This is a genomic window from Streptomyces sp. NBC_01546, from assembly GCF_045208355.1.
Lineage (GTDB): Bacteria > Actinomycetota > Actinomycetes > Streptomycetales > Streptomycetaceae > Streptomyces.
This window is the reverse complement of record NZ_CP109379.1, coordinates 3,665,061-3,691,136: the sequence shown is the minus strand read 5'-3', so window position 1 is coordinate 3,691,136 and position 26,076 is coordinate 3,665,061. Positions and strand designations below refer to the sequence as shown.

The window sequence follows — 26,076 nt, the reverse complement described above, 5'->3', positions numbered from 1 at the left end:
ACGGATAGTCAGCTACTGGGTTCGGGGGAGAGTGACACGCCATGGCCGAAGACAGGCGCGAAGACGGGCACGAGCACGGGCACGAGGACGTCCGGGGCGATCTGCGCTGGGGCAGCATCGCGGGACTGGTCAGGGACGCGGCGGCCCGGTACGCCGACCGCGAGGCCGTCGTCGACGGCCGCGTCCGCGTCGACTACGCGCAGCTCGGCGAACGCGTCGAACGCGCCGCGGCCGCCTGCATCGCCGCCGGGGTCGAACCGGGCGACCGGGTAGCCGTCTGGGCCCCCAACACCCTGGAGTGGATCGTCTCCGCGCTCGGCGCCGTCTCCGCGGGCGCGGTGCTCGTCCCCCTCAACACCCGTTTCAAGGGCACGGAAGCCGCGTACGTCCTCCGGCGCAGCCGGGCCCGGCTGCTCTTCGTCACCGGCACCTTCCTCGGGACCTCCTACGTCGCCTCCTTGCGCCGCGCCGCGGCCGAAGGCCCCGGCGAGGGGCCGCTGCCCGGGCTGCCGCACCTGGAGCAGGTCGTCGTCCTCGCCGAGGACGCCCCCGAGTCCTTCCGCACCTGGAAGGACTTCCTGACGGGCGGGGACTCCGTACCGGCCGACGCCGTCCGCGAGCGCGCCGGGGCGATCCCCGCCGACGCCCCCTCCGACATCATCTTCACCTCCGGCACCACCGGCAGCCCCAAGGGCGCCGTCATCACCCACGCCCAGTCCCTGCGCTGCTACGACGTGTGGAGCGAGCTCGCCGGACTGCGCGAGGGCGACCGCTACCTGATCGTGAACCCCTTCTTCCACACCTTCGGCTACAAGGCCGGGATCATCGCCTGCCTGATGCGCGGGGCCACGATGATCCCGCAGCCCGTCTTCAACGTGGACACCGTCCTCGCCAACATCGCCGCCGAGCGGATATCCGTACTCCCCGGGCCGCCCACCCTCCACCAGTCCCTCCTCGACCACCCCCAGCGCGACCACCACGACCTCTCCGCCCTGCGGCTGGTCGTCACCGGCGCGGCCGTCGTCCCGCTCCAGCTGGTCGAGCGGCTGCGCGGCGAACTGCGCATCGCCACCGTCCTGACCGCGTACGGACTCTCCGAGGCGAGCGGCATCGTCACCATGTGCCGCCGCGGCGACCCGGCGCCGATCATCGCCGAGACCTCCGGACGGGCCATCCCGGACACGGAGGTGACGATCAGGGACGCGGACGGGCAGGCACAGCCCGCCGGCCGGGTGGGCGAGATCGCGGTCCGCGGCCACCACGTCATGCGGGGGTACTTCGAGGACCCCGACGAGACGGCGAAGACGATCACCCCGGACGGCTGGCTGCTCACCGGCGACGTGGGGTTCATGGACGAGGACGGCAACCTGCGCATCACCGACCGGATCAAGGACATGTTCATCGTCGGCGGCTTCAACGCCTACCCCGCCGAGATAGAACAGCTCCTCGGCCTGCACCCGGACGTCGCCGACGTCGCGGTGGTCGGCATCCCGGACCCGCGGCTCGGCGAGGTCGGCAAGGCGTACGCGGTCCGGCGCCCCGGCTCCACCCTCACCGCCGACGACCTGATCGCCTGGTCCCGGCGGGAGATGGCCAACTACAAGGTGCCGCGCGCGGTGGAGTTCGTCGCCGAACTGCCGCGCAACGCGAGCGGCAAGGTCCTCAAGCGCGAACTGCGGGCCCGCTGAGCGGTGCAGCCGGCTCGGCCGGCGCGGCGGTCTTGCGGGCCAGGACCAGCCGCCAGCGCGGAGCACCGGACGCCGTCTGACGCCCGAAGTGCTCCAGCGGCACGGTCTCCACCGCGAAGCCGGCCGCCCGCAGATCGGCGCGGACCCCGCCCAGCGGGAAGGTCCGGTAGTACATGACGAAGGGCGGGCGCCACACCGCGTTGCGCACCCGCATCGCCGCGTCGAAGCCCGCCACCGCCCACCACAGCGGGTGGCTCGGCGGGATCGGCGCGCCGATCGGGAAGGCGAAGACCCCGCCCTCGCGCAGCGCCGCGTGGATCCCTGAGAAGAGGGCGGGCCGCTCGGCCGGGAGGAAGTGGCCGAAGGCGCCGAAGCTCACGGCCAGGTCGTAGGAGTCCCCGAGCGCGGACGGCAGGGCCCGCGCGTCGGCCCGTACGAAGTCCACGCGCTCGTCCGGATGCGCCCGCCGGGCCTCGGCCAGCATGCCCGCGCTCAGATCCACCCCGGTCACGCGCTCCCGGCAGAGCCGGCGCAGCATGCCGATCCCGGCGCCGGTGCCGCAGCAGACGTCCAGCCCGGCGCGGAAGGATCCCTCCCGCTGGGCGAGGGTCTCCTCGACGGCGTCGAGCACCCGGTCCGGGGTGCGGAAGGGCGTGTGGTCGAACTTCGGCGCGAGCAGGTCGTAGCCGCGCTCGACGGAGGAGAGGGCCTGCACGGCGAGTTCCCGGACGCTCGGCCCATGGCTGGTGAACACGTCTCCCAGCCTAGGGGGTGTCTTGTCGATCAGGCCGGGCTGATCGACAAGACACCCCCTGAGCCGAAAGCGGCCGGACGCGGGCATGCGGCGGCGGCCGCGGTGGCTCCCCCTCCGGGCCACCGCGACCGCCGTCCCCCCCGTGCTCCCCCGTGCTCCCCCGTACGATTCCCCCGTACGTTTTGCTGTTTTCCTACGGCCGAGGACCTGACGCGTGGTTGTCCAGCGTCTGGATCTCCTCGCCCGACGCGTGGTTGTCGAGCGGCTTGATCTCGATTCCCGAAGCGTGGTTGTCCAGAGTCTCGATCTCGACGCCCGAGGCGTGGTTGTCGAGCGGCTTGATGTCGCCGTCGTTCGGCAGGATGTTCTCGTTCGTCGTCATCGAATCTCCTGATGGATGGGTAGGGCCCGTTCGGCGATTCCCCCGCGGACCGCCGAACGGGTGGTCCTCCAACCGACCCGGTTGCCCCCCGACGCACCGGGTCGATGAACCAATAGTGTCGCGGGGCGATAAACGAACGATGAACGCCTCGTTCATCGGACGTCACCGCAGGTCACCAAAGGTCGCCACTGGCCACCACCGGCTCAGGCGGCGATCTCCGACGCCAGCAGGGCCTGGACCTCCGCCAGTTCGGGCGAACCGAGCTGCGCGAACACGGCCTCCGCGTCCCGCCAGCACGCCCGCGCCCGGTCCGTCTGCCCCAGCCGCCGCAGCGCCTTGCCCAGCACCGTCAGCACGGTCGCCCGCCGCCACTCGCCGCCGATCCCGCGCAGCGCGATGGCCTGCTCGGCGTGCGAGGCGGCCAACGTGGGCCGGCGCGCCGCCAGATGGGCCTCGGCGAGCCGGAAGTGGGTCACGCCCTCCCACAGCGGCTGGCGGTTGTCGTGGAACAGCGACAGCGCCTCGGTGAGCTGCGACAGGGCCTCGCCGAGCCGGCCCGCCTGGGTGAGGGCGATGCCCAGCGCGTAGCGGCCGTTGGCCAGGCGCAGGGTCAGACCCATCCGGTCGTAGATGGCGATGCCCTGCTGGGCGAGGTCTATGGCGCTGCTGAGGCGGCCCAGTTCCACGTGGATGCGGGAGAGGTTGCACAGCGCGCTCGCCTCGCCCACATTGTTGGCGTCGGCCCGGAAGCTTTCGATGGCCTCCCGCAGGTAGCGCTCGCCGTCCGCGTACCGGCCCTGGTAAAGGGCGATGATCCCGCGGTCGTTGGGCGCCCAGCAGCTGGGCAGCGGGTCGCCGGCCTCGCGGGCCAGCGCCGTGGCCTGGCGGGCCTCGTCGTCGGCCTCGGCGAACCGGCCCGCGACCAGGTGCACGTTGGTGAGCGTGGTGCGGGCCCGGCCCTCGGCGTACGGATCCTTGGCGGCCTGGGCGGCGTCCCGCAGCGCGACGGCGGCCGATTCGTACTGCTTGGAGTTGGCCCCGGACTCGGCCAGGTCCTTCGCCGCCCACAGCAGGTCCACGGCCCGGCGCAGGACGAGCGTCTCGCCGCCCCGTACGGAGGCCTGCCGTACGCACGCCAGCAGCGGGTCCGCCTCGGCGTACAGCCAGTCCAGGGCGGCGCGCGGCTCCCCGAAGACCAGCCCTGGGTAGTGGGTGTCGGACAGGTGCGCGGGCAGCCGGTCGCCGGGGCGCTCCAGGGCGTAGACCCCGGAGGCGGTGGCCAGGTAGAAGTCCAGCAGCCGGTCCAGGGCGGCGTCGCGCCCGCTCGGCGGCTGCTCGTCGCGCTCGGCGCAGGCACGCGCGTAGAGGCGTACGAGGTCGTGGAAGCGGTAGCGGCCCGGTGCGGCGGATTCGAGGAGGGAGCAGTCGACTAAGGCTTCGAGGAGGTCCTCGGTGTCGTGCTCGGGCAGGTCCAGTACGGCGGCTGCCGCCGAGAGGGAGATGTCGGGGCCGTCGGCGAGGCCGAGGAGGCGGAACGCGCGCTGCTGGGCGGGCTCGAGCTGGCCGTAGCCCAGCTCGAAGGTGGCCTTGACGGCGAGGTCGCCGGCCTGGAGCTCGTCGAGGCGGCGGCGCTCGTCGGCCAGCTTGGCGGCGAGGACGGAGACGGTCCAGGTACGGCGGGCGGCGAGCCGGGAGGCGGCGATGCGGATGGCGAGCGGCAGGAACCCGCAGGCGCCGACGACGTTCAGGGCGGCCTGGCGTTCGGAGCGTACGCGCTCCTCGCCGACGATCCGGGTGAAGAGCTGGAGGGCCTCCTCGGGGCTCATCACGTCGAGGTCGACGAGATGGGCCCCGGCGAGGCCCGCCATGCGGACCCGGCTGGTGACCAGGGCGGCGCAGCCCGCGGTGCCCGGCAGCAGCGGGCGGACCTGGGCGGCGTCGCGGGCGTTGTCGAGCAGGACCAGGACGCGGCGGCCGTCGAGGGTGGAGCGGTAGAGGGCGGCCCGGTCGGCGGGGGAGTCGGGGATGGCGGTGTCGGGGGTGCCCAGCGCGCGCAGGAAGGAGCCGAGGACGGCCTCGGGTTCGGCGGGGCGGGCCTCGGTGCCCTGGAGGTCGACGTAGAGCTGGCCGTCCGGGAAGTGCGGGCGGGCGGCGTGCGCGACGTGCACGGCGAGGGTGGTCTTGCCGACGCCGCCGATCCCGGCGAGCGCGGAGACGGCCATGACCTGGCCCTCGGCCCCGCCGGAGAGGATCGCGCCGAGTTCGCCGACGAAGCTGCTGCGGCCGGTGAAGTCGGGGACGGTCGCGGGCAGCTGGGCGGGCCGTACGTGGACGGCGGCGGCCGCCGGGGCCGGGTCCTCGGCGCGGGCCAGGTCGGCGTCGGCGTTCAGGATGCGCTGCTGGAGGGCGGAGAGTTCGGGGCGCGGGTCGACGCCGAGTTCGCCGGCGAGGAGCCGGCGGGTGTCGGCGTAGACGGCGAGGGCCTCGGCCTGCCGGCCGCTGCGGTAGAGGGCGAGCATGAGCAGCTCGCGCAGGCGTTCGCGCAGCGGGTGGGCGGCGGTGAGGGCGGTGAGCTCGGAGACGGCCTCGGCGTGGTGGCCGACCTCCAGGTCGAGGTCGAGGCGGGTCTCCAGCAGCTGGAGCCGCCATTCCTCCAGCCGGGTGCGCTCGGTGGCGGCCGCGGGGCCGGGGACCCCGGCGAGGGGTTCGCCGTCCCACAGTTCCAGGGCGCGGGCCAGCAGCGTACGGGCGAGGGCCCGGTCACCGGCTTCGCGGGCCGTCTCGGCGTCGGCGACGAGGCTCCGGGCGACGCCGAGGTCGAGGGTGGAGGTGGAGCGCAGCCGGATCGCGTAGCCGCCGGACTCGGAGACGAGCAGCCCGGGGTCGAGGACCTTGCGCAGGCGGGAGGCGTACGTACGGATCGTGGCGAGGGCCTGCTGCGGCGGGTCCTCGCCCCAGATCGCGTCGATCAGCTCGGGCGCGGTGGCGGTACGGCCGTCGCGCAGCAGGAGCGTGGCGAGCAGGGCGCGCTGCTGGGGGGTGCCGGAGGGCAGTGCCTCGGGGCCGCGCCAGGCGCGGATGGGTCCGAGGACGGCGAAGCGGGAGTTGTGGGGGGTGGGGGGTTCGGGTGTGGCCCGGGCTGCGTCGGGGTGGTTCCGCGGGCGTGGGATGGCCGGTACGCCGTCCATCTGTCGTCCCCCTGCCTTCCGTCGGTGTAAGGGTCAGTCTGCCCTGTCTTGCGCGTACACGTCAGCCCGTCCCGGACTGATCCATTCCCGATCCGGTCCTGATCCAGGCCTGATCCGGGCCCGATCGGTGCCCAACTAGCTGACGGTTCGTCAGATCGGCGCTACCGTATCGGGTATGGAGACCTTCCCGAAGATCATCTCGGTGGACGACCACACGGTGGAGCCCCCCCATGTCTGGCGGGACCGGCTCCCGTCCAAGTACAAGGACACCGGTCCCCGGGTCGTCCGCGCCCCCTTGAAGGAAATGACCTTCCTCGGCGGCAAGTTCGCCCCCGTGATGGGGGCCAAGGGCGACGACGGCCCGATAGGCGACTGGTGGGTGTACGAGGACCTGCACCGGCCGCTCACCCGACTCGACACGGCTGTCGGATACGACCGCGACGAGATCAAACTGGAAGTCATCACCTACGAGCAGATGCGCCCCGGGTCCTTCTCGGTTCCCGAGCGTCTCGCGGACATGGACGTCAACCACGTCCAGTCGGCGCTCTGCTTCCCGACCTTCCCCCGCTTCTGCGGCCAGACCTTCACGGAGGCGACCGACCGCGAGCTGGGGCTGCTGGGCGTACGGGCGTACAACGACTGGATGGTGGAGGAATGGTGCGGCCCGGACGCCCGTGGCCGGCTCATCCCGCTGACCCTCATCCCGCTGTGGGACGCGCACCTGGCGGCCGCGGAGGTCCGCCGCAACGCGGCGCGCGGGGTCCGCGCGGTCGCGTTCTCGGAGATACCCCCGCACCTGGGCCTCCCGTCCATCCACACGGACTACTGGGACCCGTTCCTCCAGGCCTGCGACGAGACCGGCACGGTCATCGCCATGCACATCGGCTCCTCGAGCCGGATGCCGTCCACCTCGGCGGACGCCCCGCCGGCGGTCGGCTCCACCATCACCTTCGCCAACTGCTGCTTCTCGATGGTCGACTGGCTGATGAGCGGCAAGTTCGAGCGCTTCCCGAACCTGAGGATCATGTACGCGGAGGGCCAGATCGGCTGGATCCCGTACATCCTGGAGCGCGCGAACGTGGTCTGGGAGGAGAACCGCGGCTGGGGCGGGGTCGCGGACAAGGTGCTGCGCCCGCCGTCGGAACTCTTCGCCGGGCACGTCTTCGGCTGCTTCTTCGACGACGCGTTCGGCCTGAAGAACCTGGACTCGATCGGCGTCGGCAACGTCCTCTACGAGACGGACTACCCGCATTCGGACTCGACCTGGCCGAAGTCCCGCGAGGTCGGCGAGGCCCAGATGGGCCACCTGGCGCCGGACGTGATCGACCGCATCGTGCGCGGCAACGCGATCGATCTCCTGGGGCTGACCGAGGACGGCCTGTGGGCGGGGCCGGGGGCGTCGTAGCCAGGCCCTGCGGGGCCGCCTGCCCGCACCTTGCCGGGCCTGCTGGCCCTGTGCGGTGCGATCGAGCTCGAGGTGCTGCACTGCGCCCGGGGGCGGGACGAGGCCCAGGAGATCCGCGAGGACCTGCGCGGCTTCGACTGGCTCGTTCCACCGCCCTGCGTATTAGATAATGTCGTGGGATACGAAATGATGACGACAGGTGGCACGAGAGCAGAAGCATGAGTGCCCAGAGCTAGGAGACTTGTAGGCAGGGCAATCGCATCTGAAGTAGCGAGTGTCCCGGTCGTGACCATTCAGGCACTGGCATCACGCCCTCTCCAGTCGGGCGTCGCGACCTCAAGAGGTGTCGACCCTCAACGGTCGGAATTACGGGCTCGGCAAGGCGTAGCTGAGTTCGAATTTTCCTCCGTGGCCCGGGACTCTGCTCCGGAAAGTGGTCGAGGAAACCCCGTCGTCAAAGACGGTGACTTTCCAGACCGGCTCCTCTTCGGGCGGTGGATGTGCAGCAAGGTGCATGAAGTTGAGGAATTCGCCGGGATGCCCCAGGGCGTCGAAGGTTCTCGTCCCCAACTCGACAAACAAGGTCGTGATGGGCATCGTCACGTTGACGTCAATGCTTCCTCCTTGGTGAATAAACCCCTCGAATACCTCCTCGTTGTCCACGCGAAGGATGATCAATTGATCACTGTCGCTCGCCATGATCGGGGCGAACACACTCGTAAATTTGATTTTCGTCATCACGTTCTCCGGGGTGGTCGCCGGCTTCGCGCCTCTCTCCACGTTCTCTCCGGTAGCCCCTCCCGGCAACTCGCCATCTGCCTGAAAACGAGTCACCTGAAGGAACAGGGCGCTGGGATCGGTCGATGCCGGCCCTTTCAGCGCTGACCGGAAGTGCTGGAGTCGCAGGGGGTACACGGTCAATGGCGGTCCCAGTGTGAGCACCTCTAAGGATGGTGCTCCGGCTTCAGGGAGTGGTCGGGGGCGAGGGCGGCGGCGATGCGCTCGGCCACGGTCTGGGCCTGGTTGCCCTCGGGGGTCTCCGAGCCCTTCGTCACGCTGACCGCGATGGACAGTCGCTCCGCCGGGAGGTAGGCCTGCATGGCCGCGTAACCGGAGAACGACGGATTCTGCAGGATCCAGCCGTTGACGACGATGACCCCGAGCCCGAAGTGCTCGGCCGCCGTGTTCTTCAGGCAGACGGTGGCCGGACAGCCGGCCGTCGGGCGTCCCAGGCCCACCGTGCCCGGATCGAGCTGCGTCTTGAACGCCTGCGCGGACAGCAGCTCCCCGGTGCCCATGGCACGGCCGGAGCGCTCCAGGTCACAGATGTCGCTGGTGAGGACCGCCCCCGGAGCGGTGGTCCAGGACGGGTTCCAGTAGCTCGATTCCTCGTAGATGCCGCGGTCCGAAGTGAAGGAGTGCTGAACGGGGACCGGGATCTCCGGCGTGGTGCTGCTCGAGGTATCGCTGAGCCCCAGCGGGTCCATCACGCGCTCCCTCAACAGCCGCTCCAGGGGGATACCGCTGATCTTCTCCAGGGCGGCGCCGAGGAGCTGGAAGTTGGCGTGCGAGTAACTGAAGTTGGTGCCCGGCTCGTACCAGAGCGGATGGGCGGCCGCGATGCCTATGACCTCCGCCGGGGGCCACTGCTTGAACGGTGCGGCCTCCAGCTCCGCCAGGAACTTCGGGTCCGTCACGTAATCGTGCAGTCCCGAGGTGGAACTGCCAAGCATGCGCAGGGTGATCTCCGAGGCGTGCGGGGCGTCCGGCAGCCAGCGCGCGATCGGGTCGTCGAGGCCTGCCTTGCCCTCGTCGACCAGCTGGAGCAGGACGGTGGTCATGTACGCGATCCCCACGGACCCCGAGCGGAAGTGCATCGCCGGGTCGGCGGGAACGCCCGTCACGGATTCGCCGAGCGATGCGGTGACGAGCTCCTTGCCCTCGGAGGAGACCCGCAGGATCACGGAGTTCAGACCGAGCTCCCGCTTGGCCCGCTCGGCGATGTCGAGCATCTCCCGGGCCTGGCCCTGCACGGGCCCCGGGGTCCTGACGCAGTGCCGCGCCGCGGCGGCCGCTGCCCCTGCGGGGAGCGTTGCCGCAGCCAGCCCGGCGATGCAGAGCAGCACCGTACGCGTACGCCTCACCCCACCATGATGGCCAGGTACGGGGCCCCGCCGCGCGGCGGGCGGGATCAGCGGTGCGCGGTGATCCCGCCCAGGAACGCGCTCCAGGTCGCGGGGGCGACCGTCAGCTCGGGACCGGCGGTCACCTTGGAGTCCCGGACGTGGATGGTCGTGGGGCAGGTGGCCACCTCGACGCAGTTGCCGCCCTCGCCGTCGCTGTAGCTCGACTTGCGCCAGGCGTAGGCGACCTCGATGCACTGGCCGCCCTCGCCGCTGCTGTAGCTGCTCTTGAACCAGGCCAGGTCGGTGGTGTTCATCGTTCTCCCAGCATCTTCTCGATCAGGTCGAGGGACTCGTCGGGCGTGAGCGCGTCTGCCCGGATGATCCCATAGCGCTCCGCCATGACGCGTACCTGCTCGGGGTCCGTGATCAGGTGGGGGCGCCCATAGGTCTCCGCGTAGGCGACCTGCTGGCGACCCTTCGGATGGATGAGTGTGAACGAGCCGTCCATTGCTGCCTGTTCACCCCGACTGAACGGCACTACCTGGAGTTCTACTGTGCGCAAGCGCCCGATCTCCAAGAAGCGTTGCAGTTGCTCCCGATGAACCTCAGGCCCGCCAACCTGGCGTTCCAGCAGGTTCTGGTCGAGGACGAGGCTGATCGTGGGGGAGGGCCAACGCTGGAAGAGCTGCTGGCGGGCCATGCGGTCCATGACCCGCTTCTCGATGGTCTCCTCGTCGAGCAGAGGGCGACGCTTGGCGAAGACCGCCCGCGCGTGGCGCTCGGTCTGGAGCAGGCCCATCACGCCCTGGTGGCTGTAGTCGTGGATGGCCTGCGAGGCGGCCTCCGCAGCCGCGTAACTCCGGAACCAGTCCGGATGCCGCGTCCGCGCCCGCTTCTGCGCCTCCTCGACCTCCGGGATCGCCACCAGCAGGACGCCCCGCGCCCCGAGGATCCCGTCGGCCCGTTCCAGCAGGTCCGGCTGCGGGGTCCGTACGCCCCGCTCGATCGCGCCGATCAGGTCCTCGCCCACATGCAACAGCGCGGCCAGTTCCTTCTGGTGGAGGCCGGCCGCCTCCCGTAGCGCCTTGATCTGTTTGCCCAGGGCGCGGAACAGGTGTGCCGTGCCGTCCGCCTCCACCGGGCGTTCCGGCCGCTCCTCGTGGTCTGACATGTCGTTCATCGGCTGAACCGCCCTCGTCCGTACAAGCCGTACACGCAGACCTCGGCGTACCTACAGCGCATGTGCGTCACGCCGCGACTACTGGAAAGCGTAGAGCGCGGTCGCCACGCTCGGTGAGGTGACGACTGAAAAGAGTGACATGGCACAGCGGTTCAGTTCCACGCCGCGAGGGGCCCGGCTCGCCCGGCGGCTCGCGCAGGCGCAGCTGGCCTTCTGGGGGGTGCCGTTCGGCTGCGAGCTCTCCGACGACGTCGGGCTCGTCGTCGGGGAGCTCGCGGCCAATGCCGTACTGCACGGGCGGGTGGCCGGGCGGGACTTCGAGCTGCGGCTGGAGTACGGAGGGGGGAACGTGCGCGTGATGGTCAGCGACACCCGGAGCGACAAGGGACCGCCGGACGCGCCCGCACCCGTCGATCCGTGGTCGGCGGAGGACGGGCGCGGGCTGATGGTGGTGGCGGCCGTGGCGCGGGAGTGGGGGGTGGTGGCGCGGGGTCCCGGCAAGACGGTGTGGGCGCAGGTCGGGGACACGTCTTCGGTCCGGCGCCAGGACGGCGCCGGACCGAAGGGGGTGGTGCGGGTACCTCAGGAGGCGGGGCTGGGGGCCGCCTTCGGAGCGTCGAGCGGTTCGTCCGGGAAGGGGTCGTCGGCCGGGGGCCTGGGCTGAGTGGACGGCTTCGGCTTGGGATTCGCCGGCTCGCGTTCGATGGCGAAGGCCTCCGTCGTCGCCGTTGACGTCGCGCCGTCGATGAAGCCGCCGATGGCGTACACGCAGTCGCTCTTCGTGTTCTTGGGGCAGGGCGCCGCCGCCGCACCGAACTCCCTGCGGGGTGTGGGAATCGACGGCAGCGTCACCCAGGCGTTGGTGACCGGGCTGTAGGCCTCGGCCGTCGACAGGGTGACCCCGTTGTCGCTCCCGCCCAGGGCGTACACGCAGCCGTCGCTCATGCCCTCGGGGCAGGGTGCTGTGGCCGCGGAGAGGGTGAAGCGCGCGGTCGGCAGGGGGGCCACGAACTGCCAGGCGTTGAGGACCGGGCTGTACACCTCCACCGACGTGAGGTTCCCGGTGGCGCCCGCGCCGCCGATGGCGTACACGCACGTGCCCTTGAGGCCCAGAGCGCCGGGGCAGGGCGCGGCCGAGGCGCCGATGCCGCTGCGCGCCGTCTGCAGGGGCGTCAGTGTGGCCCAGGTGTTGGTCGCCGGGCTGTAGGCCTCCACCGTGGCGAGGGAGTTGACGCCGTCGCTGCCGCCGATGACGTACACGCACGTACCGCGCAGCCCCAGCCCGTCCGGGCACGGTGCCGTGGCTGCTGCCCCGCCCCGGAGGGTCGGCGGGGCGGGAAGGGTCAGCCAGGCGTTCGTCTCCGTGCTGTAGGCCTCTGCCGGGGCCTGGGGGATACCGGTCCAGAACCCTCCGATGGCGTACACGCAGTCGCCCTTGATCCCGCTGGGGCACGGTGCGGTGGTGGTCGCGGGAAGGAGGCGTTGGGGGCTCTTCAGCGACGGAAGGGTGGCCCAGGTGCCGCTGGCCGGGCTGTACGCCTCCAGCTTGCCGTCGCCGGTGCCGCCGACGGCGTACACACAGGTGCCGCGGAGCCCGTCCGGGCAGTCCGCGGCAGCCCCGCCCACGCCGGAGGCGGCGGTGGGCTTGGGCGGGGTCGTCACCCACACCCCCTGCGCGGTCGCGGCGGTGGCCGACAGGGCCAGTAGCGGGGCCATGGCCAGGAGGGCGAGCCGCCGCCAGCGCCTGGTCCGGGTGTGACGTACGTGCCTCATCGCGTGCCTATCTCGTGGGGATTCCGGCACTGCGAAGTTACATATGGTGAGATGAATGTCGCTCTTCGTGACGGCTGAATGCCCTAACCGGCGGGTTACGGCTTCCGGCTGTCCGTGATCAGCTGCTTGAAGGCGTCCGGGGTGATGGATTCGATGCCTTTGCCCGAGTTGAGGATGATCCTCTTGCCGTCGATGAACACCGCCGGGGTGCCGTTGATGCTCTCGTCGTGGAAGGCCTGGCCGACCTTCTCCACCCAGGGCATGTAGGTGAGTTCCTTGACGGCCTGGTTGAACGCGGGCGTCCGCAGGCCCGGGACCTGGTCCGCGAGTTCCAGGAGGGCGGCGGTGGAGGCGAACTTGTCGTCCGTCTCGTTCTCCGGGTGGTTCTCGAAGATGACGTGGACGTACTCCATGAACTTCTCGGGGCTCTCGTTGACCGCCGCGCCCAGGGCGTTGAGGGCGCGCTTGGAGCCCTTGCCGCCGCCGAGGGACTTGTCCAGGAAGGTCGCGAAGCGGTACTCGACCCGGTAGGCGCCGGCGTCGGCCTGTTCCTTGATGGTGGGGCCCAGGCCCTGTTCGGCTCCCGCGCAGAACGGGCAGCGGGGGTCCACCCAGATCGTCAGGACGTGCTGGGCGTCCGGCTTGCCGTACGGGACCACGATCCCGTCCTTGCCGGTGGTCTGGGCGGGCCGCACGAACGGCTTGCCCGCCGCCTCGTCGTCGCCCGCGCCGGAGGAGTCCGCCGCGAGGACGCCGACGACGGTCGCGAGGGCGAGTGCGGAGGCCACCGCGCCGCCGATGAGGAGCCGGCCGCGCAGCTTCGCACGACGCGCCGCGGCCTCGCGTTCCGCGTGGAGCCGCTCGCGGGCCTCGCGGCGCTGGTCCTTCTTGGTACTGGTCGCCATAAATACCAGCGTAAGCAGCGGACTAGGGTGAAACCGGGGGTCTTTGGGGTTATTCGGGCAGGGACTTAGGTCCTCTGTTCGTTCGGTCATGAGAGTCCGGTGAAGCCGAGACGAATGGTCCGTCACATCTCCCGGGGTGACGGCGAGTCTCCTGCGAATACCTGATAGACAGTGGATATTCACGGCCCGACCGGTCGTATACCTTGACGGCTCCTGGGGGGATCGCCGCACTGTGAAGCCGCTTCACCGTCACCTCGTCAACACCTCGCGCAAGGTCCTGTGCACCGCCGCCCTCGCGGCCAGCCTGACCACCGCCGCGGTCGTGACCAACCCGTCGACCGCCGACGCGGGCGAGTCCGAGCCGACTCCCGACAGCCCGCAGGCCACCGACCGCGGTGACGCCCGGCTGGACCTGCCCGGGGAGGTCGCCGATCCGCAGGTGCCCGCCGGGCAGGCCGCGCCGGAGGGGGCCAGCGGGATACCCGCGACCGCCCTCGACGCCTACCACCGCGCCGAGGTGTCCGTGGCCGCGGCGCTCCCCGGCTGCAAGCTGCCCTGGCAGCTGCTCGCCGGCATCGGCCGGGTCGAGTCCGTGCACGCCTCGGGCTACGGGCTCAAGGCCGACGGCTACACCGAGAAGCCGATCCGCGGCCCCCGCCTCGACGGCAACGGCTTCGCGGAGGTCCGCGACACCGACAAGGGCGAGTTCGACGCGGACGCCGTCTACGACCGGGCCGTCGGCCCGATGCAGTTCATCCCGTCCACCTGGGCCACGTGGGGCGCCGACGGCAACGGCGACGCCAAGCGGGACCCGAACAACATCTACGACGCCGCCCTGGGCGCGGGCCTCTACCTGTGCGCGGGCGACCGGGACCTCTCGGTCGCGGCCAAGCTCGACGCGGCGGTCCTCAGCTACAACAACTCCCGCGAGTACGTGAACACCGTGCTCGGCTACATGCGGCAGTACCAGACCGGCGGCGTCGGCGAGGTCCCGAACCCGCCCGCCGGGAACTACCCGACCGAGACGCCGGGCACCCAGCCCGGCTATCAGCCGCCGGCCAAGAACACGCCGAAGCCGACGCCGACGCCCACCCCGACCCCCACCCCGACCCCCACGCCGACTCCGACTCCGACCCCGGAGAAGCCGAAGCCGACGGCCCCGCACCTGAACGGGCTGTCGGTGCTCGGCGGCCCCGGTCTCACGGCCGAGGTGGGGGCGGCGTTCGCCGAGGTCCCGCGGGTCAAGGTGGTCCTCAGCGACGGCAAGCCCGCCGCCGGCCAGAAGGTCGTCTTCGCGGTCGAGGGCGACACCACCGGCGGCACCGCCTTCCCGAAGGCCCCGACCGACTCGCTGGTGGCCGTGGCCGACGCCGAGGGCATCGCGTCCGCGCCCGGTCTCACGGCGGGCCCCAAGGACGGCACCTTCACCCTGCGGGTCTCGGCCACCGACACGACGGGCCGGCTCACGGCGTCCTTCGAGGGCAAGGTGACGCCGAAGCCGGTCGCCGACCGGCTGGCCCGCCCGGACGGCGCTCAGCCGCTGGAGGCCGTCGCCGGTACCGGCATCAAGGACATCACGGTCCTCGCCACGGCCGCCGGCAAGGCCGTGGAGGGTACGGAGACCTTCGCCGAGCTGGTGGTGAAGGGCGCGGACGGCGTGTGGGTCCCGGTGGACCCGGCGACCGCGAAGAGCCCTTACTTCAAGGACGAGGCCGGCAAGAAGACCTTCAGGCTCCCGCTGCTGAAGTCGGGCGCCGACGGCAAGATCGTCCTGCCGGAGCTGTTCACCGACGCGGACCTGCCCGCGGGGACGTACTCGTTGCGCCTGACCACCCCGCAGAAGGTGACCCTGATCCTGGACATCAAGATCACGGCTCCGGTCACTCCGGCCCCCACCCCCGCCAAGTAACGCCAAGACGGCCGGCCCCGGCACCGTGGAAACGGTGCCGGGGCGCCCACCCCGGAGACACCTCCGGAGGGCAAAGGCAGGAGCCCTGCCGCTCTGCTCGCGCAGAGGTGACAGGGCTCCTTGGGTACTGCATATCCAACCGCGACTGGTTGGCCCAGGCGATTAAGCCGGGGTGACGTTCTCCGCCTGCGGGCCCTTCGGACCCTGCGTGACGTCGAAGTTCACCGTCTGGTTCTCCTCGAGGGAGCGGAAGCCAGAGGCGTTGATCGCGGAGTAGTGGACGAAGACATCCGGGCCGCCGCCGTCCTGGGCGATGAAGCCGAAGCCCTTTTCAGCGTTGAACCACTTCACGGTTCCGGTAGCCATGAGCCCTCCTATGGGCCAAAGGGTCGCCCTGCTCCAGAACCTGCTAAGAAGTCTGAAAACTACAAAAGCCTGCGGGTCACATTCTCCGCAGGCCTCGTACTGCAAGGGAAACCAAACTGCAACTTGCGACGAGCCTAGCACGCACCCTGCGGCCGAGACCAGAGGGAAAGATCACGTCACCCGGACGTTTGAGACCCGTGGGAAGGCTGACGTGGAACCGGGGGCTAGTCTCGCGATGTGGACGTCTATCGCAGCCGGCCCCGCGTCGGCCACATCCAGTTCCTGAACTGCCTGCCGCTCTACTGGGGGCTGGCCAGAACCGGCACGCTGCTGGACCTGGAGCTGACCAAGGACACCCCCGAAAAGCTCAGTGAGCGCCTCGTCGCGGGCGAGCTCGACATCGCCCCGATCACCCTCGTGGAGTTCCTCCGCAACGCCGACCAGCTCGTCGCCTTCCCCGACCTCGCGGTCGGCTGCGACGGTCCCGTGATGTCCTGCGTGATCGTTTCGCAGGTCCCGCTGGAGCAGCTCGACGGAGCCCGCGTCGCTCTGGGCTCGACCTCCCGTACGTCCGTACGCCTCGCCCAGCTGCTGCTTTCCGAGCAGTATGGGGTCCGGCCCGACTACTTCACCTGCCCGCCCGACCTGGGGGTGATGATGCAGGAGGCCGACGCGGCCGTGCTGATCGGCGACGCCGCGCTGCGCGCCTCGCTCCACGACGCCCCCCGGCTCGGCCTGGCCGTGCACGACCTGGGGCAGATGTGGAAGGAGTGGACCGGGCTGCCGTTCGTCTTCGCCGTCTGGGCCGCCCGCAAGGACTACCTCGCCCGCGAGCCCGTCGTCGTACAGAAGGTCCACGAGGCCTTCCTCGCCTCGCGTGACGTCTCCCTGGAGGAGGTCACCAAGGTCGCCGAGCAGGCGGCCCGCTGGGAGGCCTTCGACGCGGAGCTGCTGGAGCGGTACTTCACCACGCTCGACTTCCGCTTCGGACCGGAACAGATCGCCGGCGTAAGGGAATTCGCACGCCGTACGGGACCGACGACGGGGTATCCCGAGGATGTGGCGCTGGAGCTCCTGACGGCGGCCGTCGCGGAACACTGAGCGGAACACCGAGCGGAACACCGATCGGGTTTAAGGTCCGGGAATGACGGATATGCCGTTTCCGGTGAATTCGGTTCCCCTTTCCATTCCCGTCACCCGCCGGGAATGGAAAGGCGGCCCGTCCCGGCCGCGCACCCCCTAATGTGCTGCTTGGCCGGGCGACACGAGGGCCCCGGATCCCGGGGATGAGGGGGACACGATGCAGCCGCTCGAAGCCGGTGAGCCGCGGACCATCGGCGCGTACCGGCTGCTGGGCCGGCTTGGCGCGGGCGGTATGGGCCGGGTCTACCTGGGGCGCAGCGCTGGCGGCCGGACCGTCGCCGTCAAGATCGTGCACCCGCACTTCGCCGCCGACGAGGAGTTCCGGGCCCGGTTCCGCCGCGAGGTCGAGGCCGCCCGGCGGGTGGGCGGCGAGTGGACCGCGCCCGTGCTCGACGCGGATCCGGACGCCCCGGTGCCGTGGGTGGCCACGGGGTACGTGGCGGGCCCCTCCCTGGACCGGGCGCTGGCCGCGCACGGTCCGCTGCCCGAGACTTCGGTACGCGCCGTCGGCGCCGGGCTGGCTCGCGCCCTGGTGGCGGTGCACGGGCTGGGCCTCGTACACCGGGACGTGAAGCCGTCCAACGTGATGCTGACCCTCGACGGGCCCCGGCTGATCGACTTCGGGATCGCCCGGGCCACGGACGGCACCGCCTCGCTCACCTCGACCGGGGTCTCCGTCGGCTCGCCGGGCTACATGTCACCCGAGCAGATCCTCGGCAAGGGGATCACCGGAGCCGCCGACGTGTTCTCGCTGGGCGCGGTACTGGCCTTCGCGGCGACCGGGCGCCCGCCCTTCACCGGCGACAACTCGGCGACCCTCCTCTACAAGGTCGTCCACGAGCCGCCCGAGCTCGGCGCGGTCCCGGCCGGACGGCTGCGCGAGCTGATCGAGGCCTGCCTGGCCAAGACGGCCGCCGACCGGCCCACGCCGGAAGCGATCGCGGCGGCCCTGGACGGGGCCCTGCTGACCCCGGGCTGGCTGCCCGCGCCCCTGGTGGAGGAGGCCAGCCGGGCCGCCGTCGCCCTGCTCGACCTGGACACGGCGGTGGCGGAGAGCCCCTCGGGCCCGGTCCCCTTCACGACCCCCTCGTACCCGAGCGGACCGGGATTCGGGGCGCCGGACCCTTCGTACGCGAACGGCGGCGGACCCTACGGCTCGCCCACCGAGACGGCCGGCGGCGGCGCCGCCGGCAGTGGCGTCCGGGGTGGCGTCGGGGGTGCCGGAGGGAACGTGCCGCACCCCCGGACCACCTCCGACGGGCGCCGGGTCAGCGTGACCGCGGCCGGGCGGCGCTTCAGCTGCACGCTCGTCCTCGCCGCGGCCGCCGTACTGGCCGGGCTCACCGGCGGGTTGTACGGGATGGGCCTGATGCCCGGACAGGGCGACAAGGGCCGGGACACGGCGTCCGGCGAGGGCCCGCGAACCTCCGCGTCCGCAGCGCCCTCGGCTTCCGCTTCGGCCCCGGTCGTGGCCGGGACCCCGTCCACCGGCACGACCACGGAGGCCCCCAAGGGGACCCGCCAGGACGTCCCCAAGGAGTTCACCGGCACCTGGAAGGGCACCATCACCACTGCCCGCATGGGCGTCTCCAGCGAGTTCGAGATCACCATCAAGGCCGGCAAGGTCGGCGAGGTCGTCGGCCGGGACAAGTCGGTCCTGGCCATCCTGGGCACCGACTGCAGCGGCGACTGGAAGCTCGCCTCCGCCACCGACCGTTCGCTCGTCCTGGACACCGCGGGCGGCCCCAACCCGGCTCCCGGGATCTGCTCCAACGGCTCCGCCGACGAGCGGTTCACGCTCAACGCCAACGGCACCCTCCACTACAAGTCGGGCGACGGCCCGGCCGGAAACCCCGAGGGCGACCTGACTCGCAGCCCGTGAAGGGGAGCGGGAACGCCTGGCGTAGGCTGGATCGGTCCGGACCTTGACACACCGCCGAAAGGTGACGCACCGGTGACCGACCAGGCCGCTCTCCAGTCTGTCCTCGACCGCGCCGCCGCAGGGGGCCGGATCACCAAGGAAGAGGCGCTCGACCTCTACCGGGACGCGCCGCTGCACGCGCTCGGCCAGGCCGCCGACGCGGTGCGCCGCCGCCGCTACGCGGGCACCGAGCACATCGCCACGTACATCATCGAGCGGAACATCAACTACACGAACGTGTGCGTCACGGCGTGCAAGTTCTGCGCCTTCTACGCGGCCCCCAAGGACACGAAGAAGGGCTGGTCCCGCGACCTCGACGACATCCTGCGCCGCTGCGCGGAGACCGTCGAGCTCGGCGGCACGCAGATCATGTTCCAGGGCGGCCACCACCCGGACTACGGCGTCGAGTACTACGAGCACCACTTCTCCGCCATCAAGAAGGCCTTCCCGCAGCTGGTCATCCACTCCCTCGGCGCGTCCGAGGTCGACCACATGGCCCGCATCTCGGGCGTCTCGGCGGAGGAGGCCATCAAGCGCATCCACGCCGCCGGTCTCGACTCGTTCGCGGGCGCCGGCGCCGAACTGCTGCCGGAGCGCCCGCGCAAGGCGATCGCCCCGCTCAAGGAGTCCGGCGAGCGCTGGCTGGAGATCATGGAGATCGCCCACACTCTGGGCGTGGAGTCCACCTCCACCATGCTGATGGGCACCGGCGAGACCAACGCCGAGCGCATCGAGCACATCGCGATGATCCGGGACACCCAGGACCGTACGGGCGGCTTCCGCGCCTTCATCCCGTACACCTACCAGCCCGAGAACAACCACCTCAAGGGCCGCACCCAGGCGACGATCTTCGAGTACCTGCGCATGATCGCGATCGCGCGGCTGTTCCTCGACAACATCGCCCACATCCAGGGCTCCTGGCTCACCGTCGGCAAGGAAGCGGGCCAGCTCTCGCTGCACTACGGCGCGGACGACCTCGGCTCGATCATGCTGGAGGAGAACGTCGTCTCCTCGGCCGGTGCCAAGCACCGCTCCAACCGCCAGGAGATCATCGACCTGATCCGCAAGGCGGGCCGCACCCCGGCGCAGCGCGCGACCACGTACGAGCACCTCCTGGTGCACGACGACCCGGCGAACGACCCGGTCGACGACCGCGTCGTCTCGCACATCTCCTCCACCGCCATCGAGGGCGGCACCGCGCACCCCGAGCTGAAGCTCATCTCCACGAACTGATGCTGACGCTCCACTCCGCCGAACTCCTCGTCCCCGCGGCCGGTTCCGCGCCGCTGTCCGGCGGCGCGGTCCTCGTCGAGGGCGACCGGATCGCGCGCGTGGGACCGTACGAGGCCCTCGCCGCGGCCTATCCGCACGCACGGGCCCGGCGTTGGCCCGGGGTGCTCACCCCGGGGCTGCTGGTGCGCGGGGCGGACACCCTCCTGGAGCGGACGTACTACCCGGACGATCCGTACGAGACCACCGAGCTCGGCGCCGACCCGATCAGCGGGCAGGACGCGCTCGAGGCGCTGAAGATGACCGAGGCGCGGTGGGGCAACAGCGCCCGGCGCGGCACCCAGAAGCTCCTCGCGCGCGGGGTGGTGGCGGTCACCGGCCGCCTCGCGATCCCGGCGGTGCGCACGGCGGTGGTCCGCTCGGGGCTCACGCTCCTGCCGCCGGCCCCGTACGAAGGCACGCCCGCCCTGGACCCGTTCGCCGGCCGGGACGCGGCCGAGGAGGCCTTCCACGGGGTCCTGGAGCAGGGCGCCCCGGCCCGCTTCGCGGTCTTCGCGGTTCCGGACCCGGAGGCGCTGCTGGCGCAGGGCGCGACCACCTGTGTGGCCACGGTCATCGGGGGCCGGCTGCTGCACCGCCGTCGCTGAGCCGGCTGCCCTCGCGGGCGAGGGCGGCGAGCAGACAGGCCTGGAGGCGGCTGATCCCGCCCAGCTTCGTCCGTATGTTGCCCACGTGGAACTTGACGGTGCTGACGGACAGTTGCAGCTCGGCGGCGAGCTCGGCGTTGGAGGCGCCGGTGGCCAGGCACAGGAACACCGCGGACTCCTGGTCCGTCAGCTGGGCCGGAGGCCGCACGTCCGAGCTGTTCGCGCCGTCCGAGCCGTCCGCGTCGTACGAGGGAAACCACTCGGGGACGCTGAAGCTGACGACGCGCACGGTTTCCACCTCTAGCCCCCGGGCCGGCCCAGTCGGTGGCCGGCTCTCCCCGTTAAGGGACGCGCGGACCGGACAGATAAGTTCCGCTCGCGTCGTACGGCCAGGCGTTGGACTTGCAGCCGAGCAGTCCCTTGATCTGTTGCATCATCGCGGGCGCGGGCTTGCCCGGGCCCGCGCAGCTCTCGTGGTCGTGGCCGAGCTCGTGCCCGACCTCGTGGTTGACGATCAGCGCCCGGTACTCCTCCACCGGGCCGCTGAACTGCGGTGATCCCTCCTGCCAGCGCTTGAGGTTCACCACGACGGTGTGGCCGGCCCGGCAGTTGGTCTCGCCGATCAGCTCGGGCGTGACCACCTCGCACAGGCGGTCGGTGGTCGTCGGCGTCGCGATCTTCACGGTGAAGTCCACCGGCTGGCCGGGTCCGGCGAGCTGGAAGCCGTACGCCGGGTCCTTGGTCCAGCCGCGCGGGTCCCCGAGGATCGCCTCGACCGAGCGGGCGGCGGAGTCGGGGTCGACCCCGCTGCCCTCCTCGACCTCGATCCGCCAGCGGCGCACGGTGCCCTTGCCCTGTGCCGTGCCGGAGGCGGCGGAGGCCTTGAACGCGCCCGATCCGGAGGCCGGGACCGGTGCGGAGGGCGCTGCGGAGGTGGCGGCGGGCGAGGCCGGGGGCTGGGCCGAGGGGGCGCCGGAGGAGGATGCCGGGCTGGGGGAGCGTCTGCCGCCCTGCGCGGCCGCGTCCGAGCCCTCGGCGGGATCGCCGTCCTGCCCGTCGGGCCGGGCCGCCGTGGGCCGTCCGTCCGCCGTACCACCGTCCTCGCCCGGGACCATCGCGTACGCGGTCGCCGAGACCGCGACGAGGGCCGCCGAACCGATGATGATCGTACGCCGCAGCCGCTTGCGCCGCTCTGCCCGGCGCTTGGCGCGGGGGCTGAGACGGGAGCGACCGGTGGAATGGCCTGCCGGCATCGTGAAGCCCTTTGCTCGTGGCGGCCGCCACGGATCCGGCCGCTGCTCAGGGCCCATGATCCATTGGGTGACCTTCACCGGGCCGCACCGGCCCCCAGTCAACGCGCCCGGGGGCCCGGGCGGAACTGTCCTTCGGGCCAGTTGTCCGGTTCCGCCGGACCCGGGCCGTGTCCGGCCGATCGGGCCCGGCCTGAGAGGATGGTGCGGTACCCGCCGATCCGCAGCGCACACCGAGGGGCGAACACCAGTGACAAGGGCTTCCCTGGACAAGCAGCCGCACGAAGTCGCCTCCATGTTCGACGACGTCGCGGCGAACTACGACCTCACCAACGACGTGCTCTCCCTCGGCCAGGCGCGGCTCTGGCGCAAGGAGGTCGCCAAGGCGGTCGGCGCGCGCCCGGGGCACCACGTGCTCGACCTGGCCGCGGGGACCGCGACCTCCTCGCTGCCGTTCGCCGAGGCCGGTGCGTACGTCGTGCCCTGCGACTTCTCGCTGGGCATGCTGCGGGAGGGCAAGAAGAAGCACCCGTGGCTGCCGCTGACCGCGGGCGACGCGACGAAGCTGCCGTTCAAGGACGACGTCTTCGACACCGTGACGATCAGCTTCGGCCTGCGCAACGTCCAGAACACCGACGCCGCGCTGCGCGAGCTGTACCGGGTCACCAAGCCCGGCGGCCAGGTCGTCATCTGCGAGTTCTCGCAGCCCACCTGGGCCCCCTTCCGCACGGTGTACACCGAGTACCTGATGCGCGCCCTGCCGCCGGTGGCCCGCGCGGTGTCGTCCAACCCCGACGCGTACGTGTACCTCGCCGAGTCCATCCGCGACTGGCCCGACCAGCCCGCGCTCGCCGCCCTGCTGCAGAAGGCCGGCTGGTCCAAGGTCGCCTGGCGCAACCTGAGCGGCGGCATCGTGGCGCTGCACCGGGGCTTCAAGGCGTAGGAAGCAGTGGACTACCAGAAACTGCTGGAGCAGATCGCGGCCGACATCGCCCCGACGGTGGGCAGCGGCACCCCCGCCGAGTACATCCCGGCGCTCGCCGCCGTGGAGCCCGCGCAGTTCGGCATGGCCGTCGCCGACCTCGAGGGCAACGTCTTCGGGGTCGGGGACTGGCAGGTCCCCTTCTCCACCCAGTCCATCACCAAGGTCTTCGCGCTGGCGCTGGCCCTGGCGGAGGGCGGCGACGCCCTGTGGGAGCGGGTCGGCCGGGAGCCCTCCGGCAACCCGTTCAACTCGCTCGTGCAGCTGGAGTACGAGAACGGCATCCCGCGCAATCCGTTCATCAACGCGGGCGCCCTGGTGGTCACCGACCGGCTGCAGACCCTGACGGGCGACGCGAGCAGCGAACTGCTCGGCTTCCTGCGGGAGGAGAGCGGCAATCCGGACATCGGCTTCGACGCCGAGGTGGCCGCCTCCGAGCAGTCGCACGGCGACCGCAACGCCGCCGTCGCCCACTTCATGGCCTCGTACGGGAACATCGACAACCCCGTGCCCGCGCTGCTGGACCACTACTTCTGGCAGTGCTCCATCGAGATGAGCTGCGCCGACCTGGCCCGCGCCGGGCGCTTCCTGGCCCGGCACGGGCTGCGCGCGGACGGCTCGCGGCTGCTGACGCGCAGCGAGGCCAAGCAGATCAACGCGGTGATGCTGACCTGCGGGACGTACGACGCGGCGGGCGAGTTCGCGTACCGCGTCGGGCTGCCGGGCAAGAGCGGCGTCGGCGGCGGCATCGTGGCGGTCGTCCCGGGCCAGTGCGTGCTGGCGGTCTGGAGCCCGGGCCTCGACCCCCAGGGCAACTCCGTTGCGGGTGTGGCCGCCCTGGACCGCTTCACGACCCTGACAGGGCTGTCCGTCTTCTGACGCGCGCGTCCGCTGGATTTTGGCTGGCGTCGGCTGACCGGCGCTGCTGGATTGCGCGCAGCGCAATTTCAGCCTCGCCGGCGTTTGAGGCGCGGGGTCCGGGGCGGAGCCCCGGGGCCGGGCGCAGCCCGGTCAACCGGCCCGCAGCGCCAGCTCGTAGCGGCGGCCGTAGCGGGTGCCGCTCGGCAGGAGGAAGCGTTCCGCCAGGGTCATGCCGAGCCGCTCGGCCACGGCTATCGAGCGGACGTTCTCGTCGTTGATCATCGCCACGACGTGGGGGACACCGGCCGCGCGGACCCGCTCCAGCGTGGCCAGCGCAGCGGCGTACGCGTACCCCTGACCCCACGCGGAACGCCCCAGCCGCCAGCCGATCTCGATCTCCCCGACCGGGCCCCACTCCTTCTCCGCCGGCCACGGCTGCGCGCCGGTGAAGCCGAGCACGGTGCCCTCCCCGTCCAGCAGGGTCCACAGGCAGTAGCCGAGCTGTGCGTCGTGCATGCGCTGGCGGGCGGTGAACTCCACGTACGAGGAGAGTTCGGCCGGTCCGCCGAGGAACTCCATGACGTCCGGGTCGTCGAAGACCCCGTGCCAGGCATGGGCGTCCTCGTGGGTGGGCACGCGCAGCTGTACGACGGGGAGCGGCCGGGTCGGCGAGGTGGTCACAGGAGGCAGCCCTTCGGTTCGCGATCTCTCTCGCTGCATAGACTGCACATGTCCGGTGCCGTTGGGCACCCTTTATCGAGCCTTCGGGAGACCCCGCAGTGACCGAGCCCCTCTCCGAACACTCCGCGGACGTGATCGTCGTCGGGGCCGGGCCCGCCGGCTCCACCACCGCGTACTACCTCGCCAAGGCCGGACTTGACGTCCTGCTGCTGGAGAAGACCGCGTTCCCGCGTGAGAAGGTCTGCGGCGACGGACTGACCCCGCGCGCCACCAAGCAGCTGGTGGCGATGGGCATCGACATCTCCGAAGAGGCCGGCTGGCTCCGCAACAAGGGCCTGCGGATCATCGGCGGCGGGCAGCGGCTCCAGCTGGACTGGCCGGAACTCGCCTCCTTCCCGGACTACGGGCTCGTCCGCAAGCGCGACGACTTCGACGAGACCCTGGCCCGTCAGGCGCAGAAGGCCGGCGCCCGGCTGTACGAGCGCTGCAACGTCGGCGAGCCCGTCCGCGACCCGCGCACCGGCCACATCACCGGTGTGCAGGCGAAGCTGGGCGAGGAGAAGACCCCGGTCACCTTCAGCGCCCCGCTGGTGGTCGCGGCCGACGGCAACTCCTCGCGGCTGTCCCTGGCGATGGGCCTGCACCGGCGCGAGGACCGCCCGATGGGCGTCGCGGTGCGTACGTACTTCACCTCGCCCCGGCACGACGACGACTACCTGGAGTCCTGGCTGGAGCTGTGGGACCGGCGCGGTGCGCAGGACCGGCTGCTGCCCGGCTACGGCTGGATCTTCGGCATGGGCGACGGCACGTCCAACGTCGGCCTCGGCATCCTCAACTCCTCCTCAGCCTTCAAGGAGCTGGACTGGCGCGAGGTCCTCAAGGCCTGGTGCGCGTCCATGCCGGAGGACTGGGGCTACACCCCGGAGAACATGACGCAGCCGATCCGCGGCGCGGCGCTGCCGATGGCCTTCAACCGGCAGCCGCACTACACCAAGGGGCTGCTGCTGGTCGGTGACGCGGGCGGTCTCGTCAACCCGTTCAACGGCGAGGGCATCGCCTACGCCATGGAGTCGGGCCAGATCGCGGCCGACGTCATCGTGCAGGCGCACGCCAGGGCCACCCCGGCGCAGCGCGAACTGGCCCTGCACAACTACCCGAAGGTGCTGAAGGAGACGTACGGCGGTTACTACACGCTGGGCCGCGCCTTCGTGAAGCTGATCGGCAACCCGAAGGTCATGAAGGTCGCCGCGCAGCGCGGCCTGACGCACCCGGTGCTGATGAGGTTCACGCTGAAGATGCTGGCCAACCTCACCGACCCGACGGGCGGCGACGCGATGGACCGCATCATCAACGGCCTCTCGAAGGTGGCCCCGAAGGCCTGAGGCCGCTGTCCGGCGGGCCGGGCGGGGTGTCCCCGTTCCGGTCCGCTTCCGCGTGCACGGTACGCACGCACCTGGCCAGCAGGACCAGCCCGCACAGCAGCATCGCGCCCGAGGCGGTCCAGCCGAGACCCAGGGCGAGCGCGTGCCCGGGCTTGTGCCAGGGGCGGGCGGTGGTCAGCAGCCAGCCGCCGACGGCGAGCAGGCCGAGCCCGAGCGCGGCCGGTCCGGCGGTGGGGTCGCCGGTGCCGTGCTTCTCGTACGGCTGCAGGTTCACGCGCCCACCACCTCCAGGTGTCGGTCTGA

General features: G+C 71.4%; 25 protein-coding genes. 11 read left to right on the top strand and 14 right to left on the bottom strand.

Going from position 1 to position 26,076, the window contains the following annotated elements:
* Positions 1–41 precede the first annotated feature (41 nt).
* Positions 42–1,688 carry a FadD3 family acyl-CoA ligase gene (locus OHA89_RS16705; RefSeq protein ID WP_266608352.1) on the top strand — a complete coding sequence of 549 codons (1,647 nt, stop codon included), beginning with the start codon at positions 42–44 and terminating at the stop codon, positions 1,686–1,688.
* Here the strand turns inward: OHA89_RS16705 and OHA89_RS16700 are convergent.
* The 3 genes from OHA89_RS16700 to OHA89_RS16690 form a co-directional block, all read right to left on the bottom strand.
* Positions 1,663–2,442: a class I SAM-dependent methyltransferase gene (locus OHA89_RS16700; RefSeq protein ID WP_266608350.1), complete on the bottom strand. Its 780-nt coding sequence runs from the start codon at positions 2,440–2,442 to the stop codon at positions 1,663–1,665. The genes OHA89_RS16705 and OHA89_RS16700 overlap by 26 nt on opposite strands.
* Before the next feature lie 193 nt (positions 2,443–2,635).
* The gene (locus tag OHA89_RS16695) at positions 2,636–2,824 is read right to left on the bottom strand and encodes a hypothetical protein (RefSeq protein ID WP_215143141.1); all 189 of its coding nucleotides are present in this window, start codon (positions 2,822–2,824) and stop codon (positions 2,636–2,638) included.
* A gap of 203 nt (positions 2,825–3,027) precedes the next feature.
* On the bottom strand, positions 3,028–6,012 hold the full coding sequence (locus tag OHA89_RS16690; RefSeq protein ID WP_266608346.1) for a BTAD domain-containing putative transcriptional regulator: 2,985 nt from the start codon (positions 6,010–6,012) through the stop codon (positions 3,028–3,030).
* 175 nt (positions 6,013–6,187) lie between these two features.
* Between OHA89_RS16690 and OHA89_RS16685 the strand changes: the two genes are divergently transcribed.
* Positions 6,188–7,417, top strand: coding sequence for an amidohydrolase family protein (locus OHA89_RS16685; RefSeq protein WP_215143137.1), 1,230 nt, complete (start codon positions 6,188–6,190; stop codon positions 7,415–7,417).
* A gap of 366 nt (positions 7,418–7,783) precedes the next feature.
* On the opposite strand, the gene OHA89_RS16680 is transcribed toward OHA89_RS16685, so the two are convergent.
* From OHA89_RS16680 to OHA89_RS16665, 4 genes are read right to left on the bottom strand one after another with little or no spacing between them, the layout of a single operon-like run.
* Positions 7,784–8,359, bottom strand: a complete 576-nt coding sequence (locus OHA89_RS16680) for a hypothetical protein (protein WP_406366508.1) — start codon at positions 8,357–8,359, stop codon at positions 7,784–7,786.
* A gap of 2 nt (positions 8,360–8,361) precedes the next feature.
* Complete coding sequence (locus OHA89_RS16675; RefSeq protein ID WP_406366506.1) at positions 8,362–9,561, bottom strand: serine hydrolase domain-containing protein; 1,200 nt, start codon at positions 9,559–9,561, stop codon at positions 8,362–8,364.
* A gap of 47 nt (positions 9,562–9,608) precedes the next feature.
* Positions 9,609–9,857 (bottom strand): DUF397 domain-containing protein, encoded by a 249-nt coding sequence (locus OHA89_RS16670; protein WP_406366504.1) that lies wholly within the window; start codon positions 9,855–9,857, stop codon positions 9,609–9,611.
* Positions 9,854–10,723 (bottom strand): Scr1 family TA system antitoxin-like transcriptional regulator, encoded by an 870-nt coding sequence (locus tag OHA89_RS16665; RefSeq protein ID WP_406366503.1) that lies wholly within the window; start codon positions 10,721–10,723, stop codon positions 9,854–9,856. The genes OHA89_RS16670 and OHA89_RS16665 overlap by 4 nt, the downstream gene beginning before the upstream one ends.
* Before the next feature lie 118 nt (positions 10,724–10,841).
* On the opposite strand from OHA89_RS16665, the gene OHA89_RS16660 reads away from it, so the two are divergent.
* On the top strand, positions 10,842–11,387 hold the full coding sequence (locus OHA89_RS16660) for an ATP-binding protein (protein WP_323185996.1): 546 nt from the start codon (positions 10,842–10,844) through the stop codon (positions 11,385–11,387).
* Here the strand turns inward: OHA89_RS16660 and OHA89_RS16655 are convergent.
* The gene (locus OHA89_RS16655; protein WP_266608336.1) at positions 11,306–12,496 is read right to left on the bottom strand and encodes a kelch repeat-containing protein; all 1,191 of its coding nucleotides are present in this window, start codon (positions 12,494–12,496) and stop codon (positions 11,306–11,308) included. The genes OHA89_RS16660 and OHA89_RS16655 overlap by 82 nt on opposite strands.
* Positions 12,497–12,591: 95 nt before the next feature.
* Positions 12,592–13,401 carry a thioredoxin domain-containing protein gene (locus OHA89_RS16650; RefSeq protein ID WP_406366501.1) on the bottom strand — a complete coding sequence of 270 codons (810 nt, stop codon included), beginning with the start codon at positions 13,399–13,401 and terminating at the stop codon, positions 12,592–12,594.
* A gap of 232 nt (positions 13,402–13,633) precedes the next feature.
* On the opposite strand from OHA89_RS16650, the gene OHA89_RS16645 reads away from it, so the two are divergent.
* The gene (locus OHA89_RS16645) at positions 13,634–15,310 is read left to right on the top strand and encodes a hypothetical protein (RefSeq protein WP_406366499.1); all 1,677 of its coding nucleotides are present in this window, start codon (positions 13,634–13,636) and stop codon (positions 15,308–15,310) included.
* Positions 15,311–15,472: 162 nt separating this feature from the next.
* Here OHA89_RS16645 and OHA89_RS16640 read toward each other — a convergent pair whose 3' ends face one another.
* Positions 15,473–15,676, bottom strand: a complete 204-nt coding sequence (locus OHA89_RS16640; RefSeq protein ID WP_030012116.1) for a cold-shock protein — start codon at positions 15,674–15,676, stop codon at positions 15,473–15,475.
* 237 nt (positions 15,677–15,913) lie between these two features.
* Here OHA89_RS16640 and OHA89_RS16635 point away from each other — a divergent pair, with 237 nt between their 5' ends.
* The 4 genes from OHA89_RS16635 to OHA89_RS16620 all read left to right on the top strand — a co-directional run bounded on the left by OHA89_RS16635 (position 15,914) and on the right by OHA89_RS16620 (position 20,617).
* A complete protein-coding gene (locus tag OHA89_RS16635; RefSeq protein ID WP_215143124.1) occupies positions 15,914–16,777 on the top strand; it encodes a menaquinone biosynthetic enzyme MqnA/MqnD family protein in 864 nt (287 codons plus the stop codon).
* A 199-nt stretch (positions 16,778–16,976) separates the two neighbouring features.
* Positions 16,977–18,701 (top strand): serine/threonine-protein kinase, encoded by a 1,725-nt coding sequence (locus OHA89_RS16630; RefSeq protein WP_406366496.1) that lies wholly within the window; start codon positions 16,977–16,979, stop codon positions 18,699–18,701.
* A 72-nt stretch (positions 18,702–18,773) separates the two neighbouring features.
* Complete coding sequence (gene mqnC / locus OHA89_RS16625) at positions 18,774–19,973, top strand: cyclic dehypoxanthinyl futalosine synthase (RefSeq protein WP_257554879.1); 1,200 nt, start codon at positions 18,774–18,776, stop codon at positions 19,971–19,973.
* A complete protein-coding gene (locus tag OHA89_RS16620) occupies positions 19,973–20,617 on the top strand; it encodes an imidazolonepropionase-like domain-containing protein (protein ID WP_266608326.1) in 645 nt (214 codons plus the stop codon). The genes mqnC and OHA89_RS16620 overlap by 1 nt, the downstream gene beginning before the upstream one ends.
* On the opposite strand, the gene OHA89_RS16615 is transcribed toward OHA89_RS16620, so the two are convergent.
* Positions 20,583–20,906 carry a helix-turn-helix transcriptional regulator gene (locus tag OHA89_RS16615; protein WP_257554878.1) on the bottom strand — a complete coding sequence of 108 codons (324 nt, stop codon included), beginning with the start codon at positions 20,904–20,906 and terminating at the stop codon, positions 20,583–20,585. The two genes, OHA89_RS16620 and OHA89_RS16615, sit on opposite strands and share 35 nt — an antisense overlap.
* Positions 20,907–20,958: 52 nt before the next feature.
* Positions 20,959–21,870, bottom strand: a complete 912-nt coding sequence (locus OHA89_RS16610; RefSeq protein WP_266608324.1) for a DUF3152 domain-containing protein — start codon at positions 21,868–21,870, stop codon at positions 20,959–20,961.
* A gap of 247 nt (positions 21,871–22,117) precedes the next feature.
* Between OHA89_RS16610 and OHA89_RS16605 the strand changes: the two genes are divergently transcribed.
* Both OHA89_RS16605 and OHA89_RS16600 read left to right on the top strand, forming a co-directional pair.
* Positions 22,118–22,810, top strand: a complete 693-nt coding sequence (locus tag OHA89_RS16605) for a demethylmenaquinone methyltransferase (RefSeq protein WP_215143112.1) — start codon at positions 22,118–22,120, stop codon at positions 22,808–22,810.
* Between the two features lie 6 nt (positions 22,811–22,816).
* Positions 22,817–23,728, top strand: coding sequence for a glutaminase (locus tag OHA89_RS16600; protein ID WP_215143109.1), 912 nt, complete (start codon positions 22,817–22,819; stop codon positions 23,726–23,728).
* A 132-nt stretch (positions 23,729–23,860) separates the two neighbouring features.
* Here the strand turns inward: OHA89_RS16600 and OHA89_RS16595 are convergent, their stop codons facing one another.
* Positions 23,861–24,391 (bottom strand): GNAT family N-acetyltransferase, encoded by a 531-nt coding sequence (locus OHA89_RS16595; protein WP_257554876.1) that lies wholly within the window; start codon positions 24,389–24,391, stop codon positions 23,861–23,863.
* 98 nt (positions 24,392–24,489) lie between these two features.
* On the opposite strand from OHA89_RS16595, the gene OHA89_RS16590 reads away from it, so the two are divergent.
* Positions 24,490–25,773, top strand: coding sequence for a geranylgeranyl reductase family protein (locus OHA89_RS16590; protein WP_215143105.1), 1,284 nt, complete (start codon positions 24,490–24,492; stop codon positions 25,771–25,773).
* Here the strand turns inward: OHA89_RS16590 and OHA89_RS16585 are convergent.
* Positions 25,739–26,047, bottom strand: a complete 309-nt coding sequence (locus OHA89_RS16585; RefSeq protein WP_215143103.1) for a hypothetical protein — start codon at positions 26,045–26,047, stop codon at positions 25,739–25,741. The two genes, OHA89_RS16590 and OHA89_RS16585, sit on opposite strands and share 35 nt — an antisense overlap.
* Between the last annotated feature and the right edge of the window lie 29 nt (positions 26,048–26,076).